The following is a 13,873-nucleotide window of genomic DNA, read 5'->3' as shown; positions in this document are numbered from 1 at the left end:
CGACGGATTCGGCAGCAGGCATCGCCCGCTGGATGTGCGCTTCAACTAGTTAGGAGAACTGTCGTGACAAAGCGTTCCCTTCTTATCGCAGCGTCGAGCTGCTTCATTGTCTTTGGGCCAGCAGCATACGGACGCTCGGCCTACGACGGATCTTGGGACCTCGTCTTCGTGACGCAAAGAGGAACCTGCGATTCCAGTTATAGCTTTACTGTCGATGTGACCAACGGAATTGTCACGCATCCCAATCTCGTGAGATTTCGAGGTCACGTCGCAAAATCCGGCGCGGTTCGCGCTTCCGTGACAGTCCAAGACAAATATGCCACGGGCGCGGGCAAATTGTTCGCGACGTCCGGTCAGGGGACCTGGAGCGGCCACTCGGGACCGGCGCGATGCTCAGGCCACTGGACGGCGCGACGCATTTGAAGGACGCAACGGCGGCACGTCGGTGCGACCGTGACGCGGATGTTGGCGGCGCCAAGCCATCCTACGGAGAGGAGCATTTCCTCGGTGCACTGGAGGTTATAATGAAATGACCGTTTCCAAAATGCTACTCGGCGTTGCAGTCCTGCTCGGCTTGTTCTCGCCCGGTCTCGACAAGACAATGCGGTTGGAGAAGCCTCGACCCATGAGCGCGCCCATCTGGCCGGGTGAATCCGCACCACTCGATACTAATCGGCTAGCTCTGGTAATTGGCAATTCAACCTATCCCGATGCCGGCTCCCCTCTTCCCCAAGTGGCACGCGATGCGGAAAGTTTGACAAATGCTCTTCGCAAGGGCGGCTTTCTCGTCGACGCCATTGACAATGCGACGCGCCTCGACATGACCCGCGCAATCGATCAACTAAGGGCACGAGCACATTTGCACTCAATTGCACTAGTCTATTTTGGAGGTTTCGGCATCCAATCTGACGGACAGAATTATTTAATCCCAGTCGATGCGAAGATCTGGAGTGAAAAAGATGTCCGTCGCCAAGGCGTAAGCATTGACCGTCTCCTTTCGCAACTCAAGACCTCCGGCGTACGCGTCAGGGCCGCAGTCATTGAGGCCTCGCGCCGCAATCCTTACGAGCGACGCTTCAGGACTTATTCACACGGACTTGCAGCCATTCAAACGAGTGAGAACGCGCTGATCATCAGCTCAGCAGCGCCTGGCCAAGTTGTCGAAGACCCGGATGAAAAGCATAGTCAGCTGATGACCGCTCTTCTTACGCAGATCGATTCTTCGAAGGGGATCGAGGAGGTCTTCAGTAATGCACGGAACGCAGTGGTGGCTGCTACTCGAGGCCGACAGATTCCAGATGTGTCATCTACGCTAACCGAGAGCGTCAATCTTTGGCCGGCACGGAACGGCGTTCCCTGTCCTCCGTCGGCTCTGCGGCTAGCGGTCGTCGCGAGTGATCATACATATTTCTGTTGATCTCCATGAAACAAAGTCAACGCTGACTTCCCATGTAGTGCCCCACTCAATCATCTCCGCCTTGTTCGGAACCTCCAACGTGCCCGGCGCTGTCCCATATCGATGACACCGCATCACTGAAGCTCTTTTTCGCGTTTCATGATCGTCTGTTCCTGCAATGTCCTCAGCGACCACGATGTTCGCCATGCCGTGAACATGGCCGATGACACGCTGCGCAACGCCAAACAGATCTATGATTGCCTGGGCTGCAGCGCCGAATGTGGCCGCTGCGCGCGCACCATCAAGACGATTATCGACGAGGCGTGCAGGGAATGTGCATTAGACTGTCAGGCTGGCTGCCCGCATCGCGGGATCTTGGATGACGCGCTGGATGGATGAGCTCAACGTCGCGCCCGCGGCGCCCTAGTTTTCCTGGATTTGCTGGATTGGTGCCTCTCGGTTTCGTGCCCGGGATGCCGGATTGCTTGTTTCTTCCTCAGCAGCGTCCCTCAAGCGTTGGAGTTCATCCGCAAGGCGCCCCAAAGTCATCAAGCACCTTAACAAGGGACTGCGTCACGAGCTCACTGCCATCAACCAGTACTGGCTGCACTACCGGCTGCTCGCCAATTGGGGCCTCTCGGACATGGCCAAGGTCTGGCGCAAAGAGCCGATCGAGGAGATGCAGTACGCTGACCGCATCACCGACCGAGTAATCTTCCTCGAAGGCCTTCCCAAATGCAGATGCTCGACCCCTTGCAGATCGGTCATAACGTCAGGAAGTTATCGATTGCGACCTCGCCGCCGAGAGAAGCGCGCGTGCGCTGTACCAAGACGCGGCGACGCATTGTCATTCCGTGAAGGATTATGTCAGCCGCAACCTGGGCACACCGCTACCCGGCGGAGATCTGCGGCACGTTCGCCGATTACGTAGCGCGTTTGCAGCGCGACCATGCTGAGCTTCCGAACTCGCTGCGGGTTCACTACGCCCGGCTCTATAGGACGCGTGCCTGTAAGCGGCCGCACCGATCTCCAGCAGCATTTCGGTGGCGATCTCTATCAACGGTGAAGCGTCCTATCTCCGCGAAGCCGCGTGGGCGAGAACCACGGCAGACATACTGGACCGACGAACGAAGCACGGTCTGCACTTGACACCGACGCGCGGCCTTCAAAGTTCTAGCATTGGCACGTGGGCCGCCAATATGCGAGGTCGTCGCACAGAGACCAACAGCGCTCGCAGGACGACGCGCGAACCTCAAAGTTCTCAATCATCGAGGGCTCTGCAGATAGCTTCGAAGCGCTCTTCAACACTACAGACACGATGCGCCCCTGCGGCCCAGTCGCTCGGCCTTGTAGTATCCCAACCTGTCCTTCAATGTCGCAGCATCGATCGCCAGGGCCGACCAGATCATCGACGCTTACGGACTGAGAGGCGTCGGGCCCGAGCGGGTGCTCATCAAATTCGCATCAACTTGGGAGCGGAGCGTCAGTGGCCGAGACACCGATTGCGCCCCAATGGACAAGGGAAGCGCAATTGTGTGGCCAGGAGATCATTCATTGGTGAATCCTACGACCGGACAATTCACCAGGTTCCCCGTCGTCTTCACTGGCCCCCCCGCAGGGCTCACCAGTAAGCCTGACGCGCTTTTGGCTTCGAGATCGTCACCGTCAGTAATCAGTTTCCGTTGATCCTTAGAGATAGCCTCCTTGGTCCACTCGGCCAATCGCACATCCCACATCGGAGAGTATCCGGCGCTGATCTCCGTGAAGTGCGCGAGGATGTCGAGTGAGGGGCCCTCTCCGTTGAGGGCGCTCTCGATCCCCTGGCGGTCCGGATCTTTCACACCCATCTTGCCGTTCACAATCGTATAGATCACCTCAGTCGCGCCGCTCTGAAGAATGTCGCTTTCCGCTGGCGCAAAAGTGGACGACTCCAGCGTCGCTGACTCCTCGGAGTTGGCGTCAAAACTAAGATAACGCAGGTGTTTACCGTCCGCGAAGCCAAACCGAAGTTTCAAGTCAACGGTACCCTTATCAGGACAGATGCTTGCCACGGAGTCGGTCACGACAGAGTAATCAGGACTGCCGTTGCAGAATGAGATTTTCTCGGGCCCGACATTGAACGCGATGACCGGAGCATTGAAGACAATGTCCTCCTTGTTCGTCACACGAACCAATGGGCTGTAGTGCGCATCCCCAACAGACCCGGCTCGGGCCGTTTTAGGAGGAAACAATTTGGGCGCTTCTCCGCCTACCAAGCTTTGGGACGGCGAGAAATCAACCCGGCCCGATTTGAACGTGAAATTACCCGAGTCGTCCATTTCCGCAACCCGTGTGCTCGTCAGGTCTTTGGCGTTCGTGAGACTAGGCGCCCATGTGAGCCCCATCTTTTTCGACGTATCAAAATTACTTACGTCGGTAAGCACGAACCAAACGGCTTCTCCCGAAGAAAGACGCCCACGACGGAGCGGCAGCGTCACCACTTCTCGTTCGAGGTCCACTTGGCCCGACTCAAGAAATAGTTTTGTGATTTTTTTTCCGGCAGCTGGATCGGCCGCCAGGCTTCCTTGTGGTGCCAAAAACGACGCCACAAGGATCATCATCGAACCACAAACACGTCTGTCGAGCTTTCTGCCAGACTTCATGACTCTACCCTTTCTTCCGCATCCAGCCTTACCCGCGACCGGTAACATTCAAACGAAGTTGGCTACCGATCACTAGGGACACGCCTGGTCGTCGGGCGCGTCCCTAGCCGCAACGCACTGCCCGTTACTTCTTCAGTACGGGATAGCCTTGCACATAGATCCAGTCTGTCTCCTTGGCAGGGATGTGGCAGCCTAGACAATTTGATCGAAAGTCCGTTGAGGTCGTTTTCACCGGGTTATTCGCGTCGAACCACGACCAAGCCCAACCGTTACCCCATAGCTTATTATCGGGGTGGCTGTTCTTACTGTCCTTCACCATCATGAACCAGCCTTTGAGAAGGTCTTGATGGCTGACCGTTCCAGTCGTCATATCCGAAGTGGCCGCGTCGTAGACTTCCTTCACGAGTATCGAACCATCGGAGAACTTGCCGGTGGTGCGATAGGCAGCGACAGATCCTGGCGACGCGTAGACGACGTGCATCTCTTTGGCTCCCTTGTCACCTGCAACAGACCAGCTCCCGAGGAATTCGTAAGTGGCTCGATAGTTCTTCGGGATATGCATGTTGCCCGTCGCATCAACGAGTTGTTCTTGCGCAGCAGCGGGCTGGCTATTTGCGGACTGCGAGACAAGACACCCGACGATCACGACGATGAACGATGCAGACGCTACGGCCGCACTTCCGAGGAATTTCATCGCAGGTTTCCTCATTTTTTCTTAGACGGACCTGGCGGTACCGGTACCTGGTCGAGCAACACGTAGAACTGCGTCCATACGTCATCTCGTTTCGCGCTCGCGATGTGGCAGTAGGCGCATTCCTCGATCGGGCGGACTTTGGCAGTCGCCGCCTTGGGCTCATGGTGGTTGAAGTTGTAGTAGCCCCAGCCATTGGTGGCCTGATATCTCTTGGAGTCTTTGACAGTCACATCCGCCCCGTTGAAGGGACCGGGGAAGAATCCGTGCCCCGATGGCTCGGCTCTCGAACCGTCCTTTTCAGTCGCGGGCAACATGAGCTGCAGCTCCTTCACGAAGATCGTTCCTTCGGGAAATTCTCCCGTTTTCTTGTAGATTTCGTAGGAGCCAGGTTCGATATATACGTTATGAAATTCAGGGAAGTTTGCTTGGGGAGGGTTTAGAAAATTGGGCGTTAGCGGCGAACCAACATAGACCCATTCGTGAAAGTTCTTCGGCAGAATGAGGTCTCCATCTTTTGTGTATTCAGGAAGATAGCGACCGGTAGCATGCCAATCGTCGGGTGGTGGAAGCTGCGGTTGCTGCGCGAAGACTGCAGTTGCCAAAGCGCTAGCGCCGAGGACGGCGGAAAGTGCGAGTACTGTACGTCTCATGATCTCTCTCCTCTGACCAGCTGTGTGTCGCCGAACAAGGCAACGACGGCATTCGTGCAGCAGGTGGTCTCGCTAACTGCGCACAGGTTAGATTAGACGTGGGTGCCTTGATGCAAAAGCGACGAAGGATCATGAAATTAATGCCCGCCGGGAATGACGTTCTCTCTAACTATCGATGTTTGATCATGGGAAGCCTCTGGCCCCTCGCAGCGCATGCCGCAGTGACAAAGGATTGCCGGCGTGAATGCCATTTCCAGTATTCACTGATGCGCTAGTATCCTTGTGATCTGCGGATGGGGCCATTGACTTTCTTAGTTGCAGATTGGCAACCGATCCTTCGAAAACGACCAAACCAGTTTTCCGGCCGCGTCCTCACGAAGAGGCAACACCAATGTCACGAACAACAAGACGCGCGGCATTAGATAGGGCTGACATTCACAAAATGTGGGAATTGACGAAATCATTCTGCTTCAAGGCGGCCCATACGCTGTCGGGAACGGCCTTTGGCGCGGCAAGGAGAGATCCACTGCCATTTCTTCCAATCCGAGGCGAGTTTCCGCGGCATGCCGGATCCCTTGACCGGCATGGTGGCCGATTTCGGCCTCCTCCAGCATGCGATCGAAGACGTGCGGCTGACGCTCGACCTCAACAAGATCGAGGCGCTGGGCACCCCGACGCTAAAGACCTCTCGCGTTTCGTCTGGGAACGCCCTGCGCATCTCGGCCGGCTGACCCGCGCCAGCATCCATCACGACAGTTGCAACGCGAGCTGCACCTATTGCGGTCCGCACGGCTAATGGCGAGACTACTGGAATGTCGACCATGGATGTGACGCTGATCGAGGAGCGCAAGGCACGCGCGCGGAGCTGGTTTGAATCGCTGCGCGACGACATCTGCGCAAGCTTCGAGCGGCTCGAGGATGACGCGCCGCGAGAGCTCTATTCGGGTGCGGCCGGCCGCTTCGTCGGCACGCCCTGGCAGCGCACTGACCACTCAGGCGCGGCGGGCGGCGGCGGCGTGATGTCGATGATGTGCGGCCGCCTGTTCGAGAAGGTCGGCGTGCACTGCTCGACCGTTTATGGCGAGTTCGCCCCCGAGTTTCGCGCGCAGATCCCGGGCGCGGTGGACGATCCGCGATTCTGGGCGTCGGGCATCTCGCTGATCGCGCATATGCGCAATCCGAACGTACCCGCGGTGCATATGAACACGCGCTTCGTCGTCACGACGAAAACCTGGTTCGGCGGCGGCGCCGACCTTACGCCCGTGCTCGACCGGCGACGCACGCAGGAGGACGCGGACACGATCGCCTTCCACGCCGCGATGCGGGAGGTCTGCAACGGTCCGAACGGCGTCGCCGACTACGACAAGTACAAGAAATGGTGCGACGAGTATTTCTATCTACCGCACCGCAAAGAGGCCCGTGGCATCGGCGGCATCTTCTATGACTGGCATGACAGCGGGGACTGGGACGCCGACCTCGCTTTCACCAAGGACGTCGGCCGCGCCCTCCTGAAGGTCTATCTGACACTGGTACGGCGCAATTTCGCTGATGCCTGGACCGCACAGGATCGCGAGGAGCAATTGATCCGGCGCGGGCGCTATGTCGAGTTCAACCTGTTCTACGACCGCGGCACCATCTTCGGGCTGAAGACCGGCGGCAATGTGGATTCGATCCTGTCGTCGTTGCCGCCGGAAGTGAAATGGCCATGACCGCAAAGCACCTCCCCCGCGCTATGCTAATCGACGTGGATAACACCATCCTGTCGCGCTATGGCCGTCCCGAGATCACCCGGAGCACAATCGCAACCGAGTTCGCATCCGAGCTTGCACCGCTGCCACCGAAGCTGGCGTTTGCGCGAAACTACTAGGCCAATGCGGCGGCCGCCTGGCGACTCAAGCTCGGCGAGGCGCGGCGGCTGACGGTGAAAGGCGGCTTCACAGCGCTCGCCGCAAGCGGGCACCGCGCCCTGCCCGACGATCTCGCCGCCGCTTCACCACCTACCGCGAGGAGGAGATGTTGGCTTCCCCGGCGCGCATGAGAAGGTCGACCGGCTGAAGGCGCTCGGTGTCAAGCTCGCGCTGGTCACCAACGGCGCGGCCGACATGCAGCGCGCCAAGATCGAGCGTTTCGAGTTGACCCACCGCTCGACCACATCCAGATCGAGGGCGAGCACGATTTCGGCAAGCGCGGGGAGTGCGCTTATCTGCACGCGATCGACGCGCTCGGCGTCACCGCCAGGATAGTCAACTATAATCTGGAATAGGAAGTCGTGACGCCGCGTCGCCTCGGCGACGAACCATCGCCAATCTTGCTGATCCGGCCGGTGCAATCTCGCGATGACGTTTGTGACTGGCCACGCCGTGTGCACCATTCAAGCCTTTGAAGCCGAGGCCGTGACACAAAAGCGATTCGCTCGCAACGAGTTTTCAAGCGAGCCGCTCGCTCCCGCCAATCTCAAGTGACAGTTCGCCCCCGTTCCTTAGGATCTGATTACTAATAGTTGCACCGAAACGGGCGTAGGTTTCCGGAAGCGGACCCAGACGTAGGCCATATGTGAGCTGCCTCAGGCGGCGGCGCCCGACCATAACCGAGGGTTTTGCAAATTATAACTGAGAGAGGCGCGAAGTGCTCTGCGTGAGGAGCTATAGTCGAGCGACGGTCAGGGAAGATTGAGATGGACGATCTGGACGTATCGACAAAGTGGCAAGCAAGGCATCCGACGCACGGAAGCGTCGGTAGTAGACATTTTTGTACGGACATAGTGCCGGGGCAAAGAGAGTCGACATCGGCCAACGGGACGATTGCTACGGACGACAACAGTTGTGCGGCCGAAGCGTACGAACGTCATTTCCACGATTCTCTTAAGCACCTGCACAAGGAGCAGCGTTATCGCGTCTTCACCGACATCGAACGCATCTCCGGCCGTTTCCCAGCCGCCAAATGGCGCCGGTCTGACGGAACCGTCACCGAGATCACGGTTTGGTGCTCGAATGACTATCTCGGCATGGGGCAGCATCCGGAGGTCGTAAGCGCGCTGACCGTGACGGCACACCGGTGCGGCGCAGGAGCGGGTGGAACGCGCAACATCGCCGGAAATAATTCGCCCTTGGTTGATTTAGAGGACGAGCTTGCTGATCTGCATGGCAAAGAAGCGAGCCTCGTCTTCACGTCCGGCTACGTATCGAACCAGGCCAGCATTTCGACGATCGGCAAGCTGATCCCGGGCTGCGTCGTCTTATCTGATGCATCCAACCACAATTCGATTATCGAAGGCATCCGCCAGTCAAATTGCGAAAGGAGGATTTTCCGCCACAACGATCTCGGTCACCTTGAGGCCTTGCTGCGCGAGGCGGGAGACCGCCCCAAGCTTATCGTGTTCGAGTCCGTTTACTCGATGGATGGCGATGTGGCGCCGATCGGCGCCATCTGCGACCTTGCGGACAGGTATCGCGCGATGACCTACCTCGACGAGGTTCACGCCGTCGGTCTCTACGGCGCTCACGGGGGCGGGATTAGCGAGCGCGATGGCGTAATGCATCGCGTGACCGTAATCGAGGGGACCCTTGCCAAGGGATTCGGCTGCGTTGGCGGCTATATCGCGGCGTCAAGATCGATCTGCGACGCGGTGCGCAGCTTTGCACCCGGATTCATCTTCACGACGGCACTCCCTCCACCAATTGCTGCCGCGGCCCGTGCGTCCGTTCGTTACCTGAAGCACTCGTCTGCAGAGCGCGAAGCACACCAACGCCAAGCCGCTGCAACGAAACGAGCGCTCCAAGCCGCCGGTCTTCCGGTCCTCCCGAACGCTACCCACATCGTGCCTGTGATCGTCGGCGATGCGAAATTATGCAAGGCGGCAGCGGATCGTCTTCTAGAGCGGCACGCCATCTATATCCAGCCGATCAACTATCCGACCGTTCCCCGCGGGACGGAGCGTCTGCGCATCACGCCGTCGCCATATCACGGGAATACCCACATAGCGGAGCTCGCAGCTGCGCTCGCTGAGACTTGGGACACCCTCTCTCTTGCCTGAGAGCCGTGCTTGGGAGCGCCCTCTTCGCGAGCGCCTGCCGAAGGGGCGTCGGCTACCCGAAGGGCGCAGATCATGCTGGGAAGGCGTCGCGAGTCTCAGGTTGCGGCGGAGGCGGCCAAGTTGGGACGATGAACCATCCAAAGAAAGCCGTTCGACGGCATACCCACGTCTTTTTGACACGCTTCCGGATAGAAGAGGTGATGCGCCCCCGTCCAGTCCTTCTATCAGGCTGCCAGTTTGCGCGGGTGATCGCGTGGCACATCTTGCTGCCATCGTTCACAATCGGGCTCGCATCCTCCTGGTGGGCTGCCGCGAAGAACTGAACTTCCTCATCCTGAGCGCTTCTCGCCTGCGGCGCCGCCTCTCGTTCGAGCACGCTGTTCCAGAATCGTTCATTTCGACGAGCCCTCCAAGCGGGCGTTCGAAAACGATCCGAACGAGGCAACGGACAACCGGAAATGAATATAGATATCACGCGGCGGTGCCATCTCTTGATCGAGGATATGTCCGTCGTGCGCGGCGAGCGCATGGTGTTCGGCGGGGTGTCTTTGCGACTGGACTCGGGCGAAATCGCCGAAGTGACAGGTCCCAATGGCGTGGGCAAATCCACACTATTGCGCGCGATCGCCGGCTTCTTGCCACTGGGATCCGGCCGCATGTCATGGGTGGAGTCCGAAGCAACGGATACGGCGCCCCTGGCAGAGCGCCTCCACTACGTGGGCCATCTCGACGGGCTGAAATCGGCGTTGACCGCCCGCGAAAACCTCAAGATCGGCCTGGGAATTTTGGGGCGAGGTCGGGTAACCCCGTTAGAGGCGCTGGACCGTATGGAGTTAGCCCGCGTTCTCGATCTGCCTGTCGCCTATCTCTCCGCGGGACAGCGTCGCCGTGTCGCATTGGCCCGGCTCCTGATTGCCGATCGCCCTCTATGGCTTCTCGACGAGCCGCTAACCGCACTCGACCGGCACGCACGTTCCTTGCTGAAGGGGATTGTCGCCGACCATCTCGGAAGCGGAGGATTGATCCTCGCCGCGACCCACGAACCGCTCGGTCTGCCGGAGACAATCCAAGTCAGGCTCGGAGCGAGGTGAGGGTCGTCCCGTTGGGGTGCGGTCGGCACCGCCGTAGCCTTCTGTTTCACGGTCGGGCGCGAAGACGTCACCTCGCTCTTCCGATTTCCCCGGAGCGGTCTCAACGCGATGGCAACGCCGGACGGGGCCTATGACCCGCATTCTCCTCGTCGTTTTTCTTCGCGACCTCATGCTGGGGCGCCGCATCGGTGGAGGCGGGGTTCTCGGCCTGGTCTTCTTTCTCAGTCTCGTGACGGTCGTGCCTTTCGCGATCGGACCCGACCTGCGCTTGCTATCGCGCATCGGTCCAGCCATTCTGTGGATATCAGCGCTCCTCGCGAGTTTATTGGGCCTTGACCGTCTGTTTCAGGCGGATCACGAGGACGGTTCGCTGGACCAGATGTTGCTGTCCCCGGCGCCCCTAGAACTCATTGTTCTGGTGAAGTGCGTTGCCCACTGGTTTGTCACGGGGCTGCCGCTCGTTGTGCTCTCGCCTTTGTTTGGCCTGATGTTGGATTTGGACGGCCCGGCGCTCCGGGCGGTGGCGGCGACGTTGTTGGTTGGTACGCCGGCTTTCACCTTTCTGGGAGCGATCGGTGCAGCCCTTACCGTCACGCTGCGGCGCGGCGGTCTTTTATTGTCGATCCTCGTCGTGCCGCTAGGCGTACCGGTGCTGATCTTCGGTGTCTCCGCGGCGGAGCATGGCACAGTGCCCTTTCTGACGCCCTTTCTGGTCCTCTGCGCGCTCGGGCTCGCATCCATCGCCCTCGCCCCAATTGCCGCGGCTGCAGCACTTCGCGGCGCGGGAGAATGACGAGCGCATGCAGAGTAAAGGATTTGGTTCGGGGGGCCGTAGAACGACTCCGCTCCGAAGGTAAGATGGCTTGACCATCAGGAGATGCCTATAGCGGAGTATCGGCGTCCAACACAGTCGCGAGCCGATCCCGCTCGGCTTGGCTTAAGGGCACCTCCGGCGTGGATTGGAGACGGCGCAATCCGAACAGGAAAGCAATCCCGCCCGCTACGAGCACCAAAGCCGGCATTCCCCAAAGGAGGGCTGTTTCCAACTCGAGTGGTGGTTTCAGCAAGATAAAGTTTCCGTAACGCTGCACCAGAAAGGCGCGGACCTGCTCGTCGCTCTCGCCGAGATTAAGGCGTTCGCGCACCAGCAGTCGGAGATCTCGCGCGAGCTCTGCATTCGAATCGTCGATCGACTGATTTTGGCAGACGAGGCAGCGCAACCCGGCGGAAATAGTCCGCGCGCGCGCCTCACGCTTCGGGTCGGGCAGGACCTCGTCTGGCTGTACCGCCCTTGCCAAGCTGGGCGCGAAGCCCGCAATTAAGATCGAAAGCAGGAGAACGCGACGAAGCGAAGTCATTCGGCGGGCTGCGGTGCTGCGGGGTTGGCGGCGGCGTGGACGCTCGCCACGCGGCGCGCGAAGCCGATTCTAAGGCGTCGATCGGACAACGACACGATCCCTCCGAACGCCATGATGACAGCTCCGATCCAGATGGCCGTCACGAGCGGCTTCCAGAATATGCGCGCATCGATCGAACCATCGGGGTGTTGGTCCCCGAGCGAAATGTAGATTTGGCCAAAACCCAACGTCACGATGCCTGCCTCGGTGACAGTGGTCTGTCGTGCGGGAAAACTACGCTTGGCGGGCTCGACGGTGGCCACGGTTGCGTCGCCCCTGCTGATGACGGTATGGGCCAGGACTTCGGAATAGTTCGGGCCCTGTCGCGATCGAAGATTCTCGATAGTGGCTTGATAAGGGCCTAGATCGATCCCCTGGCCCAGCTTGACGGCCACGATCCGCTCCACGCCCCAACCGGTCGCCGCCAAGCCCATGAGTGTTACGCCAAAGCCTGCGTGAGCGATCGCCGCGCCCCAGGCTGAGCGCGGCAGCCCGATTCCTCGGGCCAGCATCACCCGAGCGGGCTGCCCACGTGCCCAGACACGCGACGCCACATCGGTGAACGAACCGACGATGAGGTAGACGGAGAGTCCGAGACCGACCGCGGCGAGGATGGGGCCGCCGCGGATGACAGACACGAGCACAAGGGCTGCCATGAGGCCCCCGAAGGCAGCGACCGTGACCCGCTGCGCTGCGCCGAGCAAATCGCCTCGCTTCCAAGCGAGCGACTGACCGAGCGGCATCAGCAGAACGATCAGCGTTACAAGCGGACTGAGCGTCAAATTGAAAAACGGTACGCCTACCGAGATCTTGTCTCCGGTCAAAGCCTCGAGCGCGAGCGGATAGAGCGTGCCGGTCAGCACCGTAGCGCAGCAGGCGGTAAGCAACAGGTTGTTGACTGCGAGCGCGCTCTCACGTGACACGGGTGCGAAGAGAGTACGCTGGCTCAGGGAGGGTGCGCGCCAAGCATAAAGCGCGAGGGAGCCGCCGATGAACGCGGTCAGGATGACCAGAATGAAAACTCCGCGCGCCGGATCGTTGGCGAAGGAATGGACGGATGTCAGCACCCCTGAGCGCACCAGGAAGGTACCGAGCAACGACAGTGAAAAAGTAAGTATCGCAAGGAACAGTGTCCAGATCTTGAGGGCTTCGCGCTTCTCCATGACGGCAGCCGAATGCAGGAGCGCGGTACCCGCGAGCCAGGGCATCAGCGACGCATTTTCGACCGGATCCCAGAACCAGAACCCGCCCCAGCCTAGGGTGTAATAGGCCCAGTACGAGCCCATGGCGATACCAAGCGTCAGAAAGATCCAGGCAATCAGTATCCAAGGTCGAACGTAGCGCGCCCAAGCGGCGTCGTGCCGGCCTCCGATCAGCGCCGCCACCGCGAACGAGAACACGATCGAGGACCCGACATAACCGAGGTAAAGGAGCGGCGGGTGTATCGCAAGGCCCGGGTCTTGAAGCAGCGGATTGAGGTCCTGACCTTCGAAGGGCGCCGGAAACCGTCGCATGAAGGGATCGGACGTGAACAGGATGAAGCAGAGGAAAGCAACGGATATCCAGCCTTGGACCGCTAGCGTATTGGCGTGCAGTTCCCTCGCCATACCGCGCCCGAGAAACGCCACTGTTGCTCCGAAGACCGCGAGGATCAGAACCCAAAGCAGCATGGATCCTTCGTGATTACCCCAGACGCCGGCGATTTTATATACAAGTGGTTTGGTGGTCAGCGAGTTCTCGGCGACTGTTACGAGACTGAAGTCGGACACCACATGGGCGTAAGTTAGTGCCGCGAAGGCATATCCCAGCAATAGGAATTGGGTGATCGCCGCGGGGACTGCAGTGGAAGCGAGTCCAGAATCACCGCTGCGGGTCCCCCAGAGCGGCAGAATTGACTGAACCAGCGCGACGGCGAGAGCCAGAGCGAGCGCGTAATGTCCGGTTTCGACGATCATTCTTTCGATCCCATC

The 13,873-nt window shown here is 59.5% G+C and carries 12 protein-coding genes and 2 pseudogenes; 9 read left to right on the top strand and 5 right to left on the bottom strand.

Features of this window, described 5'->3' with window-relative positions; all coding sequences use genetic code 11:
* Positions 1-529 precede the first annotated feature (529 nt).
* From AB7Z56_RS10520 to bfr, 3 genes and pseudogenes are all read left to right on the top strand, one after another.
* On the top strand, positions 530-1,417 hold the full coding sequence (locus tag AB7Z56_RS10520) for a caspase family protein (protein ID WP_354265573.1): 888 nt from the start codon (positions 530-532) through the stop codon (positions 1,415-1,417).
* Positions 1,418-1,555: 138 nt separating this feature from the next.
* Complete coding sequence (locus AB7Z56_RS10515; protein ID WP_441256216.1) at positions 1,556-1,795, top strand: (2Fe-2S)-binding protein; 240 nt, start codon at positions 1,556-1,558, stop codon at positions 1,793-1,795.
* 82 nt (positions 1,796-1,877) lie between these two features.
* Positions 1,878-2,313, top strand: a pseudogene (gene bfr / locus AB7Z56_RS10510) (bacterioferritin); the annotation flags it as partial.
* A 630-nt stretch (positions 2,314-2,943) separates the two neighbouring features.
* Here the strand turns inward: bfr and AB7Z56_RS10505 are convergent.
* The 3 genes from AB7Z56_RS10505 to AB7Z56_RS10495 all read right to left on the bottom strand — a co-directional run bounded on the left by AB7Z56_RS10505 (position 2,944) and on the right by AB7Z56_RS10495 (position 5,382).
* A complete protein-coding gene (locus AB7Z56_RS10505) occupies positions 2,944-4,038 on the bottom strand; it encodes a DUF7482 domain-containing protein (protein ID WP_354244074.1) in 1,095 nt (364 codons plus the stop codon).
* Positions 4,039-4,162: 124 nt separating this feature from the next.
* Positions 4,163-4,732: a cytochrome P460 family protein gene (locus tag AB7Z56_RS10500; RefSeq protein WP_212102325.1), complete on the bottom strand. Its 570-nt coding sequence runs from the start codon at positions 4,730-4,732 to the stop codon at positions 4,163-4,165.
* An 11-nt stretch (positions 4,733-4,743) separates the two neighbouring features.
* Positions 4,744-5,382, bottom strand: coding sequence for a cytochrome P460 family protein (locus tag AB7Z56_RS10495; protein ID WP_212102326.1), 639 nt, complete (start codon positions 5,380-5,382; stop codon positions 4,744-4,746).
* A 563-nt stretch (positions 5,383-5,945) separates the two neighbouring features.
* Here AB7Z56_RS10495 and AB7Z56_RS10490 point away from each other — a divergent pair.
* From AB7Z56_RS10490 to ccmB, 6 genes and pseudogenes are all read left to right on the top strand, one after another.
* Positions 5,946-6,113, top strand: coding sequence for a hypothetical protein (locus tag AB7Z56_RS10490; protein WP_441256215.1), 168 nt, complete (start codon positions 5,946-5,948; stop codon positions 6,111-6,113).
* Positions 6,114-6,203: 90 nt separating this feature from the next.
* Entirely contained in the window at positions 6,204-7,091 is an 888-nt protein-coding gene (gene hemF / locus AB7Z56_RS10485) for an oxygen-dependent coproporphyrinogen oxidase (protein ID WP_354244249.1), read from the top strand.
* Positions 7,082-7,642: pseudogene (locus AB7Z56_RS10480) on the top strand (HAD family hydrolase); the annotation flags it as partial. The gene hemF and the pseudogene AB7Z56_RS10480, both read left to right, overlap by 10 nt.
* A gap of 414 nt (positions 7,643-8,056) precedes the next feature.
* Positions 8,057-9,415, top strand: coding sequence for a 5-aminolevulinate synthase (gene hemA / locus AB7Z56_RS10475; RefSeq protein ID WP_354244081.1), 1,359 nt, complete (start codon positions 8,057-8,059; stop codon positions 9,413-9,415).
* Positions 9,416-9,879: 464 nt separating this feature from the next.
* A complete protein-coding gene (gene ccmA, locus AB7Z56_RS10470; protein WP_441256822.1) occupies positions 9,880-10,506 on the top strand; it encodes a heme ABC exporter ATP-binding protein CcmA in 627 nt (208 codons plus the stop codon).
* A gap of 130 nt (positions 10,507-10,636) precedes the next feature.
* Positions 10,637-11,299 (top strand): heme exporter protein CcmB, encoded by a 663-nt coding sequence (gene ccmB, locus AB7Z56_RS10465; protein ID WP_212102328.1) that lies wholly within the window; start codon positions 10,637-10,639, stop codon positions 11,297-11,299.
* 88 nt (positions 11,300-11,387) lie between these two features.
* Here the strand turns inward: ccmB and AB7Z56_RS10460 are convergent, their stop codons facing one another.
* Positions 11,388-11,864, bottom strand: a complete 477-nt coding sequence (locus tag AB7Z56_RS10460) for a cytochrome c-type biogenesis protein (protein WP_354244087.1) — start codon at positions 11,862-11,864, stop codon at positions 11,388-11,390.
* On the bottom strand, positions 11,861-13,858 hold the full coding sequence (locus tag AB7Z56_RS10455) for a heme lyase CcmF/NrfE family subunit (RefSeq protein WP_441256214.1): 1,998 nt from the start codon (positions 13,856-13,858) through the stop codon (positions 11,861-11,863). The genes AB7Z56_RS10460 and AB7Z56_RS10455 overlap by 4 nt, the downstream gene beginning before the upstream one ends.
* Between the last annotated feature and the right edge of the window lie 15 nt (positions 13,859-13,873).

Source organism: Bradyrhizobium sp. 482_C4_N1_8 (assembly GCF_052075965.1).
Taxonomy (GTDB): Bacteria; Pseudomonadota; Alphaproteobacteria; order Rhizobiales; family Xanthobacteraceae; genus Bradyrhizobium; species Bradyrhizobium barranii.
Note: the sequence above shows the minus strand (reverse complement) of the source record. Positions and strands in the feature narration are given on the sequence as shown.

Excerpts from the sequence above, each read along its gene's own strand:
- AB7Z56_RS10490 (WP_441256215.1), top strand. The coding sequence starts at position 5,946 with ATGCCGGATCCCTTGACCGGCATGGTGGCCGATTTCGGCCTCCTCCAG.
- AB7Z56_RS10495 (WP_212102326.1), bottom strand. The coding sequence starts at position 5,382 with ATGAGACGTACAGTACTCGCACTTTCCGCCGTCCTCGGCGCTAGCGCT.
- AB7Z56_RS10505 (WP_354244074.1), bottom strand. The coding sequence starts at position 4,038 with ATGAAGTCTGGCAGAAAGCTCGACAGACGTGTTTGTGGTTCGATGATG.
- AB7Z56_RS10520 (WP_354265573.1), top strand. The coding sequence starts at position 530 with ATGACCGTTTCCAAAATGCTACTCGGCGTTGCAGTCCTGCTCGGCTTG.
- AB7Z56_RS10515 (WP_441256216.1), top strand. The coding sequence starts at position 1,556 with ATGATCGTCTGTTCCTGCAATGTCCTCAGCGACCACGATGTTCGCCAT.
- AB7Z56_RS10455 (WP_441256214.1), bottom strand. The coding sequence starts at position 13,858 with ATGATCGTCGAAACCGGACATTACGCGCTCGCTCTGGCTCTCGCCGTC.
- AB7Z56_RS10500 (WP_212102325.1), bottom strand. The coding sequence starts at position 4,732 with ATGAAATTCCTCGGAAGTGCGGCCGTAGCGTCTGCATCGTTCATCGTC.
- ccmB (WP_212102328.1), top strand. The coding sequence starts at position 10,637 with ATGACCCGCATTCTCCTCGTCGTTTTTCTTCGCGACCTCATGCTGGGG.
- hemF (WP_354244249.1), top strand. The coding sequence starts at position 6,204 with ATGGATGTGACGCTGATCGAGGAGCGCAAGGCACGCGCGCGGAGCTGG.
- hemA (WP_354244081.1), top strand. The coding sequence starts at position 8,057 with ATGGACGATCTGGACGTATCGACAAAGTGGCAAGCAAGGCATCCGACG.
- AB7Z56_RS10460 (WP_354244087.1), bottom strand. The coding sequence starts at position 11,864 with ATGACTTCGCTTCGTCGCGTTCTCCTGCTTTCGATCTTAATTGCGGGC.